Origin of the sequence: Tamilnaduibacter salinus (assembly GCF_003096655.1) — a bacterium.
Classification (GTDB): domain Bacteria; phylum Pseudomonadota; class Gammaproteobacteria; order Pseudomonadales; family Oleiphilaceae; genus Tamilnaduibacter; species Tamilnaduibacter salinus.
Window position 1 is genome coordinate 237,055 of sequence record NZ_QEKQ01000003.1, and the last position, 16,556, is coordinate 253,610.

Annotated in this window: 15 protein-coding genes; 8 read left to right on the forward strand and 7 right to left on the reverse strand. The window is 63.0% G+C overall.

The window, feature by feature from the left end; all coding sequences use genetic code 11:
• Positions 1 to 4: 4 nt before the first annotated feature.
• The gene (locus tag C8D92_RS06125) at positions 5 to 1,117 is read left to right on the forward strand and encodes an NADH:flavin oxidoreductase (RefSeq protein WP_116918741.1); all 1,113 of its coding nucleotides are present in this window, start codon (positions 5 to 7) and stop codon (positions 1,115 to 1,117) included.
• Positions 1,118 to 1,253: 136 nt separating this feature from the next.
• Here C8D92_RS06125 and C8D92_RS06130 read toward each other — a convergent pair whose 3' ends face one another.
• Entirely contained in the window at positions 1,254 to 1,697 is a 444-nt protein-coding gene (locus tag C8D92_RS06130; protein WP_095612153.1) for a hypothetical protein, read from the reverse strand.
• Positions 1,684 to 2,319 carry a TetR family transcriptional regulator gene (locus C8D92_RS06135; protein ID WP_116918742.1) on the reverse strand — a complete coding sequence of 212 codons (636 nt, stop codon included), beginning with the start codon at positions 2,317 to 2,319 and terminating at the stop codon, positions 1,684 to 1,686. The genes C8D92_RS06130 and C8D92_RS06135 overlap by 14 nt, the downstream gene beginning before the upstream one ends.
• A gap of 176 nt (positions 2,320 to 2,495) precedes the next feature.
• Here C8D92_RS06135 and C8D92_RS06140 point away from each other — a divergent pair, with 176 nt between their 5' ends.
• The 4 genes from C8D92_RS06140 (at position 2,496) to C8D92_RS06155 (ending at position 5,591) form a co-directional block, all read left to right on the forward strand.
• Positions 2,496 to 4,082, forward strand: coding sequence for a flavin-containing monooxygenase (locus C8D92_RS06140; protein WP_116918743.1), 1,587 nt, complete (start codon positions 2,496 to 2,498; stop codon positions 4,080 to 4,082).
• Between the two features lie 134 nt (positions 4,083 to 4,216).
• Positions 4,217 to 4,549 carry a DMT family transporter gene (locus C8D92_RS06145; RefSeq protein WP_116918744.1) on the forward strand — a complete coding sequence of 111 codons (333 nt, stop codon included), beginning with the start codon at positions 4,217 to 4,219 and terminating at the stop codon, positions 4,547 to 4,549.
• Positions 4,550 to 4,680: 131 nt separating this feature from the next.
• Entirely contained in the window at positions 4,681 to 5,247 is a 567-nt protein-coding gene (locus C8D92_RS06150; protein WP_133243110.1) for a hypothetical protein, read from the forward strand.
• Positions 5,248 to 5,249: 2 nt separating this feature from the next.
• On the forward strand, positions 5,250 to 5,591 hold the full coding sequence (locus tag C8D92_RS06155; RefSeq protein ID WP_116918745.1) for a hypothetical protein: 342 nt from the start codon (positions 5,250 to 5,252) through the stop codon (positions 5,589 to 5,591).
• Positions 5,592 to 5,822: 231 nt separating this feature from the next.
• On the opposite strand, the gene C8D92_RS06160 is transcribed toward C8D92_RS06155, so the two are convergent.
• Complete coding sequence (locus C8D92_RS06160; RefSeq protein WP_116918840.1) at positions 5,823 to 7,241, reverse strand: succinylglutamate desuccinylase/aspartoacylase family protein; 1,419 nt, start codon at positions 7,239 to 7,241, stop codon at positions 5,823 to 5,825.
• A 379-nt stretch (positions 7,242 to 7,620) separates the two neighbouring features.
• On the opposite strand from C8D92_RS06160, the gene C8D92_RS06165 reads away from it, so the two are divergent.
• Entirely contained in the window at positions 7,621 to 9,852 is a 2,232-nt protein-coding gene (locus C8D92_RS06165) for an NADP-dependent isocitrate dehydrogenase (RefSeq protein WP_116918746.1), read from the forward strand.
• 288 nt (positions 9,853 to 10,140) lie between these two features.
• Here C8D92_RS06165 and C8D92_RS06170 read toward each other — a convergent pair whose 3' ends face one another.
• A complete protein-coding gene (locus C8D92_RS06170) occupies positions 10,141 to 10,515 on the reverse strand; it encodes a DUF2784 domain-containing protein (RefSeq protein ID WP_095610303.1) in 375 nt (124 codons plus the stop codon).
• 43 nt (positions 10,516 to 10,558) lie between these two features.
• Here C8D92_RS06170 and C8D92_RS06175 point away from each other — a divergent pair, with 43 nt between their 5' ends.
• Positions 10,559 to 11,104: a macro domain-containing protein gene (locus tag C8D92_RS06175; RefSeq protein ID WP_116918747.1), complete on the forward strand. Its 546-nt coding sequence runs from the start codon at positions 10,559 to 10,561 to the stop codon at positions 11,102 to 11,104.
• 40 nt (positions 11,105 to 11,144) lie between these two features.
• A complete protein-coding gene (locus C8D92_RS06180; RefSeq protein WP_116918748.1) occupies positions 11,145 to 11,624 on the forward strand; it encodes a group III truncated hemoglobin in 480 nt (159 codons plus the stop codon).
• A gap of 141 nt (positions 11,625 to 11,765) precedes the next feature.
• On the opposite strand, the gene C8D92_RS06185 is transcribed toward C8D92_RS06180, so the two are convergent.
• From C8D92_RS06185 to C8D92_RS06195, 3 genes are read right to left on the reverse strand one after another with little or no spacing between them, the layout of a single operon-like run.
• A complete protein-coding gene (locus C8D92_RS06185; protein ID WP_116918749.1) occupies positions 11,766 to 13,322 on the reverse strand; it encodes an FGGY-family carbohydrate kinase in 1,557 nt (518 codons plus the stop codon).
• Entirely contained in the window at positions 13,319 to 14,896 is a 1,578-nt protein-coding gene (locus C8D92_RS06190; RefSeq protein ID WP_116918750.1) for a glycerol-3-phosphate dehydrogenase/oxidase, read from the reverse strand. Before C8D92_RS06190 ends, C8D92_RS06185 begins: the two co-directional genes overlap by 4 nt.
• The gene (locus C8D92_RS06195; RefSeq protein WP_116918751.1) at positions 14,893 to 16,506 is read right to left on the reverse strand and encodes an FAD-binding oxidoreductase; all 1,614 of its coding nucleotides are present in this window, start codon (positions 16,504 to 16,506) and stop codon (positions 14,893 to 14,895) included. The genes C8D92_RS06190 and C8D92_RS06195 overlap by 4 nt, the downstream gene beginning before the upstream one ends.
• Between the last annotated feature and the right edge of the window lie 50 nt (positions 16,507 to 16,556).

Sequence of the window (16,556 nt, forward strand, 5' to 3'; positions counted from 1 at the left end):
CGATATGAGCCTGAACCTTGGTCCGCTGTTCGAGCCGTTCCAGCTACACAACCTGACCCTGCGCAACCGGGTCGCCATGGCGCCGATGACGCGCAGTTTCTCGCCAGGCAACGTCCCCAACGAGAAGGTCGTCGATTACTACCGTCGTCGTGCCGAAGGCGGCGTGGGCCTTCTGATCACCGAAGGCACCACCGTCAATCACGCCGGAGCCAACGGCTACGAAAACGTGCCGTTCTTCCACGGCGAAGACAGCCTGGCGGGCTGGAAAGCGGTGGTGGATGCGGTTCACGAAGCGGGTGGCGCCATTTTCCCGCAGCTCTGGCACGTGGGCGCGGTGCGCCGCGAAGGGATGGAGCCGGACCCGTCCGTGCCCGGCTTCAGCCCTTCTGGCCTCTATGCACCGGGCAAGCCCAACGGCCGGGCGATGACCGAGAGCGACATTGCCGATGTGGTCACCGCCTTTGCCGACGCGGCGCAGGATGCCAAGGCGCTGGGCTTTGATGGCGTCGAGATCCATGGCGCCCACGGTTACCTGATCGACCAGTTCTTCTGGGAGGGCACCAATAACCGCGAGGATGCGTACGGCGGCAGCATGGCGAAACGCCAGCGCTTCGCCATCGAGATCATTGAAGCGGTGCGCGAGCGCGTGGGCCCGGACTTCCCGATCATGCTGCGCTATTCCCAGTGGAAAATGCAGGACTATGAGGCGAAGCTGGCGCGCACGCCGGAGGAACTGGAGCAGTTCCTCGCGCCACTGTCCGAGGCCGGTGTGGACATCTTCCACGCCTCGACGCGCCGCTTCTGGGAGCCGGAATTCGACGGTTCGTCCCTCAACCTTGCCGGCTGGACCAAAAAGCTCACCGGCAAGCCGGCCATGTCCGTCGGCAGCGTCGGCCTGACCCAGGACTTCATCAGCGGCACCTTTGCCAGTAAGCAGGCCGCCGTTGAGCAGTCCGGCATCGACGAGCTGGTTGAGCGCATGAACGCCGGCGAATTCGATCTCATTGCCGTCGGCCGCGCCCTGCTGCAGGACCCGCAATGGCTGAACAAGATGAAAGACGGCCGCTCGGACGAGATCGACGCGTTCGCAAAGGCCTCGTTGAAAGAACTCTACTGAGCTGGACGTGACGGGTCTGAAGGAGCCGTCCCAAGGGGTGGCTTTTTCGTGTCTGGAATCCCGTTCTGGCCGGTTGTTGGGCTTCCGTTGTCAGCCCAACCTCCGGGGCTGATTCTTCCCGGAGCGGCCTGAGCGCTCACCAGATCGTGATCAACGCACCGATACCGAGGATGGCCGAGCCGCCGACTTCGGCGATGATCAGTGCGGCCATGAAGGCGGTCACCAGGGCGGGCGGGACGTCCCGGCGTCCGAGCTGGTGGGGTTTGCGGAGCTGGTTGGCGGTGTCGCGTAGCCAGCCGTGGATGATGTACGTGGCGATCGCCAGGGCGAAAAAGGACAGCGCTGCGGCGGCGGCCAGGGCGTCGAGCCAGTCGGGAAAGGCACTCAGTGCCGCCAGCCAGCCCAGCAGCACAGCGGCAAAGCTGTAGAGCAGGGAGCTGCGGTGGGCGACATCCACGTAGCGGGGTGCCGTCGCCCGCTCCGAGTTGGCCATGCAGGCATACTTCCAGATCCCGGTCATCAGGCCCGTCATGAAGAACACGACCGCTGCCGTGACGCAAAGCTTCTCAGCGAGACTCATTGGGCACACCTGAAGCCAGTGTTTCCAGTGGGGTCGACTCGACCAGCGCCCCCCGGAACTGCCGGTTGATGAAGCGTTCGGTCTCGCCCTGGATGCGCTCGCGCTGCTCCGGTTTCTCGACGTACTCGAGCGCCCGGAACAGGATGTATCGAATGGTCATCTGGGAGATCTCGTGGATGGTAGCGGTGTCGAGACCGGGCACGAGATCCCTCTCGATAATGTCTTCGGCCATCTCCCGGGCGCTGGCTTCAAGCTGGTTTTCCAGGGCCCGGCGCAGGACCGACGACGGGCCGTTCAGCTCCCGCACCGCTACAGTCGTCGCCGCCGGATTTTCCTGGAAGTAGCCGAACACCCAGCGGACTGTATCGTGCGCTGCCTGATCGTGGGTCTGGGCCGACTGGCGCAGTTCCCGCACCGCCTGTTTCATCTCTCCGGCCAGATGGCCGAGCACCACCAGTCCAAAATCGTCCAGGTTCCTGAAGTGACGATAGAAGGTGTTGGGGTTCAGCCCCGCCTCCCGGGCCACTTCCCGCAGACTCAATGACGTCAGGCTCCGGCTCTTGGTGCAGAGTCGCAGGGCTGCTTCGACCAGTTTCAGTTTGCCGCCGGTCAGCGTGATCATTGGCGCCGCCTCTCTGTCGGGGACGAGGTGTTGTCATCAGGGGCCATCGCCCCGTCTGTGCTTTGAAAAGTATACACACGTCTACTTAAAGCGTATACAGTTGTCTACAACACGGTAGACGAGTGTCTACATTGCCAACAACAAGACAGGGCGCGACGGTCCTTAAAGAGGTGACTATGAGCGATACCACTCCCATCACGATCATCGGTACCGGGTTTGCCGGTCTCGGTATGGGCATCAAGCTCAAGGAAGCGGGGTTTCACGACTTCGTGATTCTCGAACAGGCCGACGAAGTGGGCGGTACCTGGCGTGACAATCAGTATCCGGGGTGCGCGTGTGACGTGCAGTCCGCCCTCTATTCCTTCTCATTCGAGCAGAACCCGAACTGGTCACGGACCTTTGCGGAGCAGGAAGAAATCCTGGACTACCTCAAGTACTGTGCCCGCAAGTACGATCTGTACCCCCACATCCGCTTCCACCAGCAGGTGGCGGGCGCCCGGTTTGACGAGGCCAGCCAGACCTGGACGGTGGAGACGGCCAATGCCCCGGCCATGTGGGACTACATGGCGAAGAAAGGACTCAATCCGGGCGATGCCATTGACCGCAACGACCCGGAGAAGCCCGAATACCAGTCCCTGCGCACCAACATCCTGATTTCCGGCATGGGCGGGCTGAGCACGCCGGCCTATCCGAACATCCCGGGTGTGGAGCGCTTTGAGGGCAAGAGCTTTCACTCCCAGAACTGGGACCACGATTACGATCTCAAGGGCAAGCGCGTGGCGGTGATCGGTACCGGCGCCAGCGCCATCCAGTTTGTCCCGGAAGTGGCGAAGGACGCCGCGCAGCTCGATCTTTACCAGCGCACGCCGCCCTGGATCATGGAAAAGCCGGACCGGCCGTTCAGCAAGCTCGAGCGCACCGCGTTCCGTCACGTGCCGGGCGCGCTGAACACGCTGCGCCAGAGTATCTACTGGAAGCTCGAAGCCCGTGTCGTTGCGTTCGCGCTGAGCCCGCGACTGATGAAAGTGGCGGAGCTGGACGCCCGGCGCCTGATCCGCAAGCAGATCAAGGATCCGGTCCTGCGGAAGAAGGTCACGCCGGATTACACCATCGGCTGCAAACGTATCCTGATGTCCAACAACTACTACCCCGCGCTGGCGCAGGACAATGTCGACGTCATCACCGATGGCATCCAGGAAGTCCGCCCGCACAGCATCATCGACAAGACCGGGAAAGAACGGGAGATCGACGCGCTGATCTACGGCACCGGCTTCCGCGCCACTGAACCGCTGCCCGAGGGCATGGTCTTCGGACGGGGCGGTCAGGATCTCATTCACGCCTGGCGCGATGGTGCCGAAGCCTACAAGGGCACGACCGTCACCGGCTTCCCCAACTTCTTCATGATGGTGGGGCCGAACACCGGCCTGGCACACACGTCACTGGTCTACATGATCGAATGCCAGATCGAGTACATCCTCGATGCCATCACCAAGATGCGCCAGAACGGCTGGCAGAGCGTGGACGTGCAGCCGGAGGTGCAGCGTGAATTCAACGAGGACATCCAGTCCCGTCTGGACGGTTCCGTCTGGCAGGACGGTGGCTGCAACAGCTGGTACATCGACGAGAATGGCAAGAACACCACGCTGTGGCCCAGCTTCACGTGGCACTTCCGGCATCTGACCAGCCGGTTCGACGCCGCGCAATACCACTGCGAGCCGGCCGAGACACCGATTACGGCGGCGCCGGAACCGGCCACTGCATAACGACGGTTAACCACAAAGAAACAGGAAAGGGGCCGGAGTTCCGGCCCCTTTTTTTGTGTGCGAGAATAGCGCGCTTGCTAAAGAAGTGATCCCGAATGGGGAATCACTGATTGCCGGAATAACGGAGGGGTGCCATGCAGGCCTGGTTGCTACTCAGTCTCGCCATTGTCTCGGAAGTGGTCGGCACCTCCGCCCTGAAATCCTCGGACGGCTTCACCCGGCTCTGGCCGTCCATAATGGTTGTCGTGGGCTACGGACTCGCCTTCTACTGCCTCGCTCTGGTCCTGCGCACCATTCCCGTGGGCATCGCCTACGCCGTCTGGGCCGGCACCGGCGTGGCCTTGATGGCGCTGGTGGGCTGGCTGGTCTACGGCCAGCGACTGGATGTGCCCGGCATTGTCGGCATCCTCCTGATCGTCGCCGGGGTCTTCGTCCTCAACATCTACTCGTCGGCGGGTGGTCACTGACCGACATCCGTCTCGCTGCTGAGTCGATAGATTCGAATTGCTGCGTGTCGCAAGAAGCGACCGTTTGTTTCCATAATTCTGTCAACGTAAGCTTTACTTCGTCACGATCACCGATTGCAAAGGATTGTTTTATGATCAGGACGATGCTTCTCCTGGCCCCTTGGCTTTTTCTAGGGAGCCTGAGCGCTTCTGCTGCTCCCGTTTCCCATGTCGATTATGAACCCCGGGAAACGACGGAAATAACTCGTTTTTCGACGGGTGCAGGTGGACCGCTGCGTCTCCCGACGGAGCATCTGAAGAAGATGACCATCATTGGTGGGAAGGGGCTGAGTTTCCTCTATCCAAACCAGGCTCACTTTTACGTCGAAACGGTGACGGCAGAACAGTCCGGTTATCCGGATGCGGATATGCGTCAGTGGCCGGTCTATGTGTTTGGCTTAAAGGACGGAACGGAGAGCAGTAACGCGTTTATCAGAGATCTTCTGAAAACCAAACGGTTTGGAGTTGATAAACAGATCAATCCGGACGTGGTGCGCGTCTTTTCGACGTCGACTGGCAAAGGATTCTGGGCATTTGGTGAAGAAAAATCTCTGATTGTTCTGACCGAGGAGGATAATCGGTCGAGCATCACTCTGATCAACGTGACAGGCCTTCCAGAGCAAACCATCGAAGACATGATAATCAAAGGAGTGATTTAATCATGGCGCTATCGTCGACGGAGAAGCAGGATCTTGCGGGAATTCTTGAAATCGTGTTTGGTCACGATACGGCAATCCACTCCAGGGTAAACCGCTTTAATGAAAGAACTATGGCGGCGGCAGAAGATGCGCTGGAAACAATGGTGCGTTGCAACGACAACATGAGGCGTCTTGTTACCGGTCTTCTTGGTGGAGCAAGCGTACTTGTAAAAGGTTGGCTCCGTGAAATTGTAAGCCGGCTCAGAAAAGAGCTTGAATCGGGACGGATTCAGTTCGATGGGTATGCGTGCAAGGTATTCACGGTGAACAATTGGCGTACGCCTATTGTTCTGACTCTCCAATAGGCGGACCGTATTACAGGCGGTCACTCCGTTGTCTGATCGGGATCGGCTGGCGGTCATTGCCGGAGGAGCGACAGGGATGTCGCGGTCGCATTTGGCGTCAGGGACGACCATCAAATGCAGCGTAGGCAATGACCGCCAGCCGGTCCCCAGCCCCATGGTTGAGGACAGATATCGGTCGCCCTATCGGTGGACTCCGAAGTCGGAGACATCGGCTACATTGCCAGCGGCAACTTATTCCGCCACCTCCGGCGCCTGCGCCGCCGTGCCGAGGTGATAGGCGGCAAAGCCGGCCATGACGACCTGATCGACAGCCATGCCGATCACCCGGCCATCCTCGTCGGCCCTGATCGTGTGCTGGGCGTTGGTGATCGGATCGGTGACGGTGCCGAGCGGCTGGCCGGCCACGACGTCATCCCCCAGATCCACGTCGCTGTTCAGGATGCCACCGTGGTTCGCGCGCACCCAGCTGGAGTCGTAATATACCGGCTCCGGCTCGCCCCAGACAAACAGCCGGTTCAGCATGTTCTGCTTCTCCAACAGGCTGTTGATGGCATTCACGCCCGCCTCGATCTGGTGCTGCTGGAAGCGCGTGGATTCACCGGCCTCCATGGTGATGGCGGTGATGCCGGCGTTGGAGGCCGCGACCCGCAGCATGCCCTCGCTGCCCGGGCTGTGCACGACGGCCATCTCATCGAACCCGCGACTGAACGTGGCCACCTCCGGCCGGTTCATGTCGGCCCGCATCTGCGGCAGATTGGTGCGCTTGAGTGAGCCGGTGTGAATGTCCACCAGCATGTCGCACGTCTGGATGACGTCGGTGAACAGCGAATGGGCAATGCGCGAGGCCAGGCTGCCGTCCGGGTCGCCGGGGAAGTGGCGGTTCAGGTCCCGGCGGTCCGCCAGATAGCGTGAGCCGCGGCGGAAGCCCTGCACGTTGACGATGGGCACACCGATGATGCGCCCGCTCAGGTTCTCCGGCTCGATGGTGTACATCACCCGCCGCACGATCTCGATGCCGTTGAGCTCGTCGCCGTGCACCGCTGCGGTCAGGCACAGGTTCGGGCCCGGCTGGGCACCGTTCAGGACCAGAACCGGCGTCGGCGTCGTCAGACCGGCCATGGTGGTGTCCGGCTGCCAGGTCAGGCGGGTGGAGGTGCCCGGACGCACCTCGGCGCCGAGCATGACCAGTGATTCGGCTTTCGGCGCTTCCACCGGGTCGATCAGCACCAGTTCGGGCTCACCGCCCTCCGGCAACAGCGTGGGGTCCGAGTCGGGCTCGGTGGATGCTTCCGTTGTTGAGGTTCCCGGGGCATTGTCGTCGCCGTCCGCCTTCGCTGTCGTGTCGTCATCGTCGCCCTTGCCCTGCGCTGAGGCGGACGAGGTCGGTGCGGCCGGATCGGGGGCGACGTCCTTGAGATCCACATCGGGCGCAACGACCGTGGCGTTTTCGCGCTCCTCACCACCGGTTTCGGCGGTTTGGCTGGGGGCTGGTCCGTTGGCGCCGGTTTTCGGCGTGCCCTCATCGCTGGCCGCGGCAGGTGCCGGCTTGGCGGGCTCGGTATCGGCCTCACCTTTGGGCTGTGTGTCCGCCCAGGCGGGAAGCGATGCGCCGAGTGCGAGGATGGTGGCGATGGAAACGGTGCGGACCATGCTGAACTCACTGCTCCGGTGACGATCGAACGGGCCCATTGTGGGGGATGGCCCCGCCTGTCGCCATTAAGGTTCCTTAAACGTCACGGCCCCGCGGGGACTCACGGCCGAGGCGGTCATACCGGGATGATCGCTGATGAACGCGTGTCGTTCCGTGCACGTAACGACATGATCCGGTAAGGTAATGGTGTCCCCGGAGAGTCACGTTCGTGTCACGGCCTCTCTTCATCATAGGCCGTCACAACGTCATTGCCACCGTCGGCATCCGTTCTATTCCTGACCTGTCCGGGCGCCGCCGGCGACCAGTTTCGACCAAGGTCGGACGATTCCAGACGCAATGACGCGTTACAATGCCCCATTTAGAATCGCAGAGGCACTCATGACAGACAGACCAACCATCACGTATACCGAAACCGATGAGGCGCCCGCGCTGGCGACCTATTCGTTCCTGCCGATTGTCCGGGCGTTTGTTTCACCCGCCGGCATCACGGTTGAATCCTCTGACATTTCCCTCGCATCGCGCATCCTGGCGCAGTTCCCGGATTACCTGCCGGACGACAAGCAGGTGCCGGATTCCCTCGCCCAGCTCGGCGAGCTGACAGGCAATCCCGACGCCAACATCATCAAGACGCCGAACATCAGCGCGTCTGTGCCGCAGCTCCGTGCCGCCATCAAGGAGCTGCAGGAGAAGGGCTACGACCTGCCGGAGTACCCGGAGAATCCCAAGACGGATGACGAAAAGGCGCTGAACGAGCGTTACGCCAAAGTACTGGGCAGCAACGTCAACCCGGTCCTGCGTCAGGGCAACTCCGACCGCCGCTCGTCCAACGCGGTCAAGGAATACGCCAAGAAACACCCGCATTCGATGGGCAAGTGGAGTCAGGCGTCCCGCACCCACGTGGCCCACATGCGCCACGGCGATTTCTACCACAGCGAGCAGTCCACGATCATGGACCGGGATACCACCGTCCGTATCCAGCTCGTTGGCAAGGAGTCCGGTAAGACGACCACGCTGAAGGAAGTGGCTGTCCAGAAAGGCGAAGTCATCGACGGCATGTGCATGAACGTCCGTCTGCTTCGCAAGTTCCTCGAAGAAGAAATTGAGGGCGCCCGCCGGGCCGGCCTGCTGTTCTCCCTGCACGTGAAGGCGACGATGATGAAGATCTCGCATCCGATCGTCTTCGGCCATGCGGTCACCGTCTACTTCAAGGATGTGTTCGAGAAGCATAAGGAACTGTTCGAGCGCATCGGGGTGAACCCGAACGACGGCATGAGCCACCTCTATCAGAAGATCAAGGACCTGTCGTTCTCCGAGCGGTCCGAGATCGAAGAGGACATCCGGGACTGTTTCATCAATCGTCCGGAAATGGCGATGGTCGACTCCGACCGGGGCATCTCCAACCTGCATACGCCCAGTGACGTGATCGTGGACGCCTCCATGCCGGCCATGATCCGTGCCGGCGGCAAGATGTGGGGCACCGATGGCAAGATGAAGGACACCAAGGCCGTTATCCCGGAGAGCACCTACGCGACCATCTATCAGGAAGTGATCAACTTCTGTAAGCACCACGATGCCTTTGATCCGAGCACCATCGGCACCGTTCCGAACGTGGGCCTGATGGCGCAGAAGGCCGAAGAATACGGTTCCCACGACAAGACCTTCGAGCTGCCGGAAGACGGCATCGTGCAGGTCGTGGACGAGAACGATGCGGTGATCTTCGAGCACCAGGTCGAGGAAGGCGACATCTGGCGCATGTGCCAGACCAAGGACGAGCCGGTGCGCGACTGGGTCCGTCTGGCGGTCGAGCGCTCCCGCGTCAGTGGCATGCCGGCCGTGTTCTGGCTGGACCCGGAGCGGGCCCACGATCAGCAGCTGATCAGGAAGGTCGAGCACTACCTGAAGGAGCACGACACCGAGGGTCTGGACATCTCCATCATGTCCTACGACCGCGCCATCCGCTGGACCATGGAGCGCATGATCCGCGGCAAGGACACCATCTCCGTGACCGGCAACGTGCTGCGTGACTACCTCACAGACCTGTTCCCGATCATCGAGCTGGGCACCAGCGCCAAGATGCTCTCCGTCGTACCGCTGCTCAAGGGCGGTGGCCTGTTCGAAACCGGTGCTGGCGGCTCCGCGCCGAAGCACGTCCAGCAGTTCCTGGAAGAAAACCACCTGCGCTGGGATTCCATGGGCGAGTTCCTGGCCATGATGGTCTCGCTGGAGCACATGGGCGACAAACAGGGCAATGCCGAGGCGGCCGTGCTGTCCCGCACGTTGGACGAAGCGACCGCGAAGTTCCTGGAAGAGGACCGCTCTCCGTCCCGCAAGTCCGGCGAGCTGGATAACCGCGGCAGCCACTTCTGGCTGGCCCGCTACTGGGCCCAGGCGCTGGCGAATCAGGACGAGAATCCGCAGCTCAAGGAGCATTTCCAGAAGCTGTCGAAGAAACTGGAAGACAACGCCGACAGCATCCTGCAGGAGCTGATCGACATCCAGGGGCAGTCCGTCGACATCGGCGGCTACTACTACCCGGATGCGGCGAAGATGAACCAGGCGATGCGTCCGAGCGAGACGTTCAACGCCATCATCGACGAATTCGTCAGCTGATCGACAGCGGCGGAGTCACAAAAGGGGCGCGGCGTCAGTCGCGCCCCTTTTTTGTGTTGTGGGAATTCGCCGCGGAAACCGCGGAAAAGATGGGGTGGCCACGGAAAAACACGAAAAGCACGGAAAACGCCCTACGGGCGTTGAAAGGTGACAAAAACGGGTAGGTTGGGCTGACGGAGGAAGCCCAACAAACGAGGTTGCCATGCCCGGTGATCTGTTGGGCTTCCTCCGTCAGCCCAACCTACGGTTCATTCTCTTTTTTCCGTGCCCTTCCGTGTTTTTCCGTGGCTAAAGGTTATCTTTACGCCAGCCCCGCCACCCAATCACTCCGTAAACCCCCACATTAAACACCCCCACCCCAACCCCCAGCAGCGTCTGCAAGGTCCGGGTCAATCCACTAGGATAGATCACAGAGACGAGGTAGTGGCCGATGAAGCTGCCCTCGAAGCCGGTCTGGCCGGCCCACTGGCGCAGGGTGATTTCCAGCGGGGTGAGTGGGCAGAGCCAGCCGTTGATCATCAGTAGCGACGCCCAGGCGACGGCGGGCAGGTGCAGCACGATCAGCCAGCGGCGCCAGAGGCCCAACAGACCGCCGAACACGGCGAAAATGATGAACAGCAGGTGAACGACCAGCACCGCCTCGGCAGCCAGTTGCCAGACCATTCTCAGCCCCTTTCCACGATTGACTCTCAGGAGGTGACAGATCATGTCCGAGTATACGCACCACGGCGTCCGCATCGAATGCACCCAGGGGGACATCACCCGACAGGCGGATCTCGATGCCATCGTCAACGCCGCCAACGCCCAGCTCCGGACCGGTGGTGGCGTGGCGGGCGCGATCCACCGTGCGGCCGGCCCCGATCTGGTGGCCGAGTGCGAACCGCTGGCCCCGATCCGTCCGGGGGACGCCGTCATCACGGGGGCTCATGACCTGCCCAATGCCCATGTCATTCACTGCCTCGGACCGGTCTACGGCATCGACCAGCCCTCCGACGAACTTCTGGCGCGGGCCTACGAACGGGCGCTGACGCTGGCGGATCAGGAAGGCCTGCGTTCGATCGGATTCCCGGCGCTGTCGACCGGCGCGTTCGGGTATCCCATGGAGGAGGCCGCCGAGGTGGCCTTCGGCGCCGTGACCAGGGCGTGTGACCGGCTCCGGTCGGTGAAGGTTGTGCGCTTTGTGCTGTTTAGTGACTCCGACCGGGCGCTCCACGAACAGGTATTGAAACGACTGATCGGGTCGGTGGACTGAGATTGTTCCGGCCCGGCGTGGGCTGCGTTACCCTGAGGGCATGGAGCCGAAACCTGATCTCGATCACCCCGAAGCCATCCACCATCTGGTACAGACTTTCTACGGTCGGCTGCTCAACGACCCGGTCATGGCGCCGGTGTTCACCGAAGTGGCTGGCGTGGATCTGGACGCCCATTTGCCGACGATCGAAGCGTATTGGCGCAAGATGCTGCTCGGCGAGAAGGACGCCTATCAACGCAACATGGTCGCCCAGCACGAGAAAGTGCACGACCGCATGCCGCTACAGGCCGTCCACGCCGACCACTGGTACCGCCACTTCACCGCGACCCTCGATTCCGAGTTCGAAGGCCCCTACGCCGACCGCGCCGAATACCTCGCCACGCGCATCCTGGCCAACCTCATGAAATGGCTGCACGAGCGGGACAGGAATCGGAACTTGGACACAACTGAGAAAGATGGATATTTGCCACGGAAAGACACGGAAGAACACGGAAAGCGCCCTTCGGGCGAGGAAAAATAACAAGTTGCAAGAAAAGATGAGTGTCGTTTTAGGGCTGAGCATGAAAAGCCCCTCATGTAACTTTGAACTCGTCACTCTTTCTTTTTCAGTGCTCTTCGTGTCTTTCCGTGGCTAACCCATCATTTTCCGCGGTGAATCTCCCTACTCCGGATAGCCGGTAATCTCCCGGATGCTCTGATACAACGGTTGCAGCCGGTCATACATCCGGCAGTACACTTCCTGGTAGAGGCGATCGTAGAGTCGGTGAGTCTCCGGATCGGGTTCGAAGCGGTCGCCGACGCGGGTCATGCGGTCGATGGCGGTGTCGAAGTCCGGGTGCAGGCCCAGTCCGACGGCGGCGTCGATGGCCGCGCCGAGGCCGGAGGTTTCGTAGGTGTGGGGGCGCTCGGAGGGCAGGCCGAAGATGTCGGCGGTGAGCTGCATGGCCACGTCGCTCTGGGAGCCGCCACCCGCGACCCGGAGCCGGTCCATCCGCACCTTGCCGCGTTTCTCCAGTCGCTCCTTGCCTTCGCGCAGCGCGTAGGCCAGTCCTTCGAGAATCGCCCGATACAGGTGGGCGCGGGTGTGCACATCGCCAAAGCCGATGATGGCGCCTTTCGCTTCCGGGCCCGGCTGGGGCACGCCCGGCGACCAGTAGGGTTGCAGCATCAGGCCCATGGCGCCGGGCGGCACATCCCGGACCAGTTCATCGAACAGCGCTTCAGGCGCGATGCCCCGCTCTTCGGCGATGTGTTGCTCGCGCAGGCCGAACTGCTTCTTGAACCAGCTCACCATCCAGAACCCCCGGTAGATCATCACCTCGCTGCAGTAATGATTCGGAATCGCCGAGGGATAGGGCGGCATGAAGCGGATCGGCTCGATGTAGCGGTGGCTGGTGAGGTTGATGGTGGCGGTGGTGCCGTAGCTCATGCAGCCGACCGTTTCCCGGTGGCTCCCCGCACCGAGAATTTCGCAGGCCTTGTCCGAGGCGGCCGCCATGACGGGCAGGCCGGCGGGCAGTCCGAGATGATCGGCGGCCGGGCCGGTCAGTTCGCCAAGTCGCTCGCCCGGAGCCACCAGTTCCGGGAGCATGTCCCGGCGCAACGGCATGACCTTCCATTTGAAGTCCCTGGGACCGGCCCACTGCTGGCGGCGGTAGTCGAACGGGATGTAGCCCACCTGACTGCCCGCTGAATCCCGGTACTGGCCGGTGAGCCGGTAATTGAGAAAGCCGGACAGCAGCACGAAGTGCCGGGTCCGTTGCCAGTGCTCGGGCTCGTTCTGCGCCAGCCAGGTGGCCTGGGTGTTTTCCCGGAACCGGTGAATGGTCTCGTTCAGGCCCAGCACGGCAAACAGTGGGTCCCACGGAAACCCCACTTTCCCTTCGACCCGGGCGCTGCGCTGGTCGAGCCAGGTGATGGCCGGGCGCACCGGCTCCCCATGTTCGTCCAGCGCCACGACGGTGCCGCGCTGGGTGGTGACGGCGATCCCTGCGACCTGTTCCGGTGTGGCGTCGGTGTCTGCCCACAACTGCCGGCAGGCCTCGCCCAGGCTCTCCCAGTAGTACTCAGCGGATTGCTCCGCCCAACCGGGATGGGGCGAGACATAGGGTTCGATTTCCCGCTTGCCCTTACCCACCAGATCGCCGTCGAGGTTGAACAGCAGGGCCCGGACACTCTGGGTGCCATTGTCGATGGTGAGGATCAGCCGCTCGCTCATGCGCCGGACTCCGCGTCCTCCCGGGGCAGGTAGTACGCCTGGCGCCAGATGGTCAGGTAGCGGGCCTTCTCCCGGCCCCAGTCGTCGGCGGACCAGGTCATGACCGGCGCGCAGGCGGTCTCGATGGCGTCCAGCCAGTCTCGCCCGCCTTCGGGCAGCAGCATGCCGATGCGGGTACGGCGTAGCAGCAGGTCGTCCAGATGGCGCACGCCTTCATGCCCGGCGGCCCAGACCAGTTCCGCCCAGAGCGTGTCGGTGGTGGCAATACGGGTCAGCGGGCCGGCGCTGAGGACGTCCGGCAGATCCGGCCCATAGTAGCCCTTGAGCCGGTGCCACTGACGGCTGCTGAGGCCAGGTGGGCGGTCGGTCTCCGGGGCGGGCCGGAAGACATGGTCCGGACCGGGGCCACGCACCACCTCCGGGTCCGCCAGATAGGGGGCGCCAGTGGCCAGCACTTCCTCGGCGATCAGCCGGAAGGTGGTGAGCTTACCGCCGGCGACGCTGACCACGCCACTGTCGTCCCAGATCTCGTGTTCGCGGCTCTCATCGGACGGCGCCACGTCGTGATTGGTGCTCACGACGGGCCGTACCCCGGACCAGCTTGCGACGATGCTGTCCCGGGTCACCTGATGGTCCGGGAAGTAGTGATCGGCCAGCGTCAGCATGTAGCGGTATTCCGGTTCGGTGACCACCGGCTCGTCGTTCAGGTCGCCCTCGTGGTCCAGATCGGTGGTGCCGATGACCGTCATGCCTTCCCAGGGGAAGATGAACATGGCGCGCCCATCCTCCGGGTGCATGAGGGTCACCGAGGAGGCGACCGGCAGACGCCAGAAGGGCACGACCAGATGACTGCCGCGCAGCGGACGGATGGTCCTGTCGGCCCCCAGATGCTGGCGCAGCGCATCCGTCCAGGCGCCGGTGGCGCTGACCACCAGCCGCGCACGGGCCGTGGCGGTCTCCCCGGTTTCCCGGTCTTCCAGTGTCACGCTCGCGGGGGCGCCCTGACGCACATGGGTCGCGCGCACGTAGTTGCGGATGGTGGCCCCGTCGGTGTCCGCCTCGTGGATCAGGCGCAGGACCAGCCGGGCGTCATCCGTCCCGGCATCGGCAAAGCGGGTGCCGCCCTTGAGCCGTTCCCGGCGCAGGCCCGGTATCCAGTCCAGCACCCGGTCGCCCGGCAGAAAGTCGTGATTGCGCCGCCCGGCGATCTTGTCATAGAGCCACAGCAGCAGGCCGAAGATCCGGGGCCCGGGGAACTGGCGCTGGTAGTGGGGCATGATGTAGTGCAGTGGCTCCACCAGTCCGGGCGCTTCCTCCAGCATGCGCTGGCGTTCGCGCACCGCGTCGCGGGTGAGCCGGTACTGGCCACTGCCCAGATACCGCAGCCCGCCGTGAACCATCTTGGACGAGCGGCTCGAGGTGCCCCAGGCAAAATCCTGCTGTTCCACCAGCAGGGTGGCCAGGCCCCGGTCAGCGGCAATCCGGGCGATGCCCGCACCAGTGATGCCGCCGCCGATCACGATCAGGTCCCATTGTTTCTCGGCCAGCTGTGTGACCGGCAGGGCGGTGTTCATGAGGACTCCTTGTCGTTCCAGGCGTACAGCGTGTCCGGGCTCAGACGCTGGTCCGGGTCCAGCGTCCGGCCCAGTCCGCGGATCAGGGCCATGCCCAGCGCGCCTTTTTCCACTGGCAGATAGGGGGCGTGGTCCTTTCCGACGCCATGCTGATGACTGATGGTGCCGCCGTTGTGGACGATCTGCTCCGAGGCGCTCTGCTTGAGCCTTTGCCACTGGCGGCGCGTGGTGTCGTGATCGTCACCATTGGCGAACACATAGGTGGTGTAGATGCTGCAGCCCTGGGAATAGACGTGGCTCAGGTGAGTGAATACATGCACCCGCTTGCCCTCGTCTGCCAGGCCGTCCCGCAGCGTCGATTCGATGGTGTGCATCAGATGATCGACGTTGTTCCAGTCGGTGGCCGTCTCCAGCGTGTCCACCGCATAGCCCTCGTCCCAGAGGGCCTCGCGCAGGTAGGGCATGGTGAAGCGTTTCTCGGCCCACTTGTTGCCCAGATAGGTGCCGGTGTAGACGCCGCCGTACGATTTGGTGAGCGCCTTGAGTTGTTTCAGGGCGGCGCTGTACTGCGCTTTGGAGCCGGTCAGGCCCAGCGTCATCATGCACTTGCCGTCCGCGACGCCGCGCCAGCCCAGGAACGTTTCCAGCAGGCCGATCTGTTTCGGGTGCCCGGCGAGCGCCAGCTGGGTTTCGGTTTCGGTGGCGTTACTCAGGCGCAGCATGGAGAGCTGGATCTTCTGCTGCACCAGCCGACGGGCGGCGGTGCGCGCCTGCTCCCAGTCCGGGAAGAACAGCACGTGGAACTGCTCCCTCTCGGCAATGGGCGTGACGCGTACTTTTACCTCGGTGATCAGCCCCAGATGCCCCTCCGAGCCCAGCACCATTTCGCGCACATCCGGTCCGGCGGAGGAGGCGGGAATGGTCGGCAGTGTCAGTGTGCCTTCGGGGGATTCCACCGTGCCGCCAGCAAACAGTTGCTCAATGCGCCCATAGCGCAGCGACTGCTGACCGCTGGAGCGGCTGGCGACCCAGCCACCCAGCGTGGAGAGTTCGAATGACTGCGGGAAGTGGCCCAGGGTGTAGCCCAGTGGCTTGAGCTGGCTTTCCACCAGCGGGCCCGGCGTGCCGGCACCGAAGGTGGCAATCTGGCTGTCCTCGTCCAGATCCAGCAGCCGGTTCATGCGGCCCATGTCGATGGTCAGCACCGGGCGCCCATGATCCACCGGGTTGATGTGTCCGGCGACGCTGGTGCCGCCGCCGTAGGGAATGACGTGAAGGTCCTCGTCTTTTGCGAACGCGAGCAGTTCGCGCACCATGTCGCCGGACTCGGGAAACGCCACACCGTCCGGGAACGGGCCAAAATCACCGCTGCGCATGGCCAGCCAGTCTTCCAGGCTCTGACCGCGGGCGTGACGGACCCGGGTTTCCGCGTCGGTGTGGATGGCGGGATGCTCTGGCAGACGGGAAGCCGGCACCTGATCACAGACCGCCTCCAGCGTGGCATTGCCCAGCTGGCGGCCGGGACCGATCCGGTCGCTGAGAAAATCCTGACCACTGTCCGGCAGCGACAGGCTGAACTGCTCGTCTCCCCATCCGTTCCAGCGACGCATGCGGTGTGCTCCTTTGTCTGAAAAGGCGCCATTCTAGGCGCTCATGCGGT

What these genes read in the sequence shown, in the direction of transcription:
- C8D92_RS06160 (WP_116918840.1), bottom strand. Translation starts at nt 7,241, where the DNA reads ATGGTCCGCACCGTTTCCATCGCCACCATCCTCGCACTCGGCGCATCG.
- C8D92_RS06130 (WP_095612153.1), bottom strand. Translation starts at nt 1,697, where the DNA reads ATGAGTCTCGCTGAGAAGCTTTGCGTCACGGCAGCGGTCGTGTTCTTC.
- C8D92_RS06125 (WP_116918741.1), top strand. Translation starts at nt 5, where the DNA reads ATGAGCCTGAACCTTGGTCCGCTGTTCGAGCCGTTCCAGCTACACAAC.
- C8D92_RS06150 (WP_133243110.1), top strand. Translation starts at nt 4,681, where the DNA reads ATGATCAGGACGATGCTTCTCCTGGCCCCTTGGCTTTTTCTAGGGAGC.
- C8D92_RS06140 (WP_116918743.1), top strand. Translation starts at nt 2,496, where the DNA reads ATGAGCGATACCACTCCCATCACGATCATCGGTACCGGGTTTGCCGGT.
- C8D92_RS06195 (WP_116918751.1), bottom strand. Translation starts at nt 16,506, where the DNA reads ATGCGTCGCTGGAACGGATGGGGAGACGAGCAGTTCAGCCTGTCGCTG.
- C8D92_RS06190 (WP_116918750.1), bottom strand. Translation starts at nt 14,896, where the DNA reads ATGAACACCGCCCTGCCGGTCACACAGCTGGCCGAGAAACAATGGGAC.
- C8D92_RS06155 (WP_116918745.1), top strand. Translation starts at nt 5,250, where the DNA reads ATGGCGCTATCGTCGACGGAGAAGCAGGATCTTGCGGGAATTCTTGAA.
- C8D92_RS06185 (WP_116918749.1), bottom strand. Translation starts at nt 13,322, where the DNA reads ATGAGCGAGCGGCTGATCCTCACCATCGACAATGGCACCCAGAGTGTC.
- C8D92_RS06145 (WP_116918744.1), top strand. Translation starts at nt 4,217, where the DNA reads ATGCAGGCCTGGTTGCTACTCAGTCTCGCCATTGTCTCGGAAGTGGTC.
- C8D92_RS06175 (WP_116918747.1), top strand. Translation starts at nt 10,559, where the DNA reads ATGTCCGAGTATACGCACCACGGCGTCCGCATCGAATGCACCCAGGGG.
- C8D92_RS06170 (WP_095610303.1), bottom strand. Translation starts at nt 10,515, where the DNA reads ATGGTCTGGCAACTGGCTGCCGAGGCGGTGCTGGTCGTTCACCTGCTG.
- C8D92_RS06180 (WP_116918748.1), top strand. Translation starts at nt 11,145, where the DNA reads ATGGAGCCGAAACCTGATCTCGATCACCCCGAAGCCATCCACCATCTG.
- C8D92_RS06165 (WP_116918746.1), top strand. Translation starts at nt 7,621, where the DNA reads ATGACAGACAGACCAACCATCACGTATACCGAAACCGATGAGGCGCCC.
- C8D92_RS06135 (WP_116918742.1), bottom strand. Translation starts at nt 2,319, where the DNA reads ATGATCACGCTGACCGGCGGCAAACTGAAACTGGTCGAAGCAGCCCTG.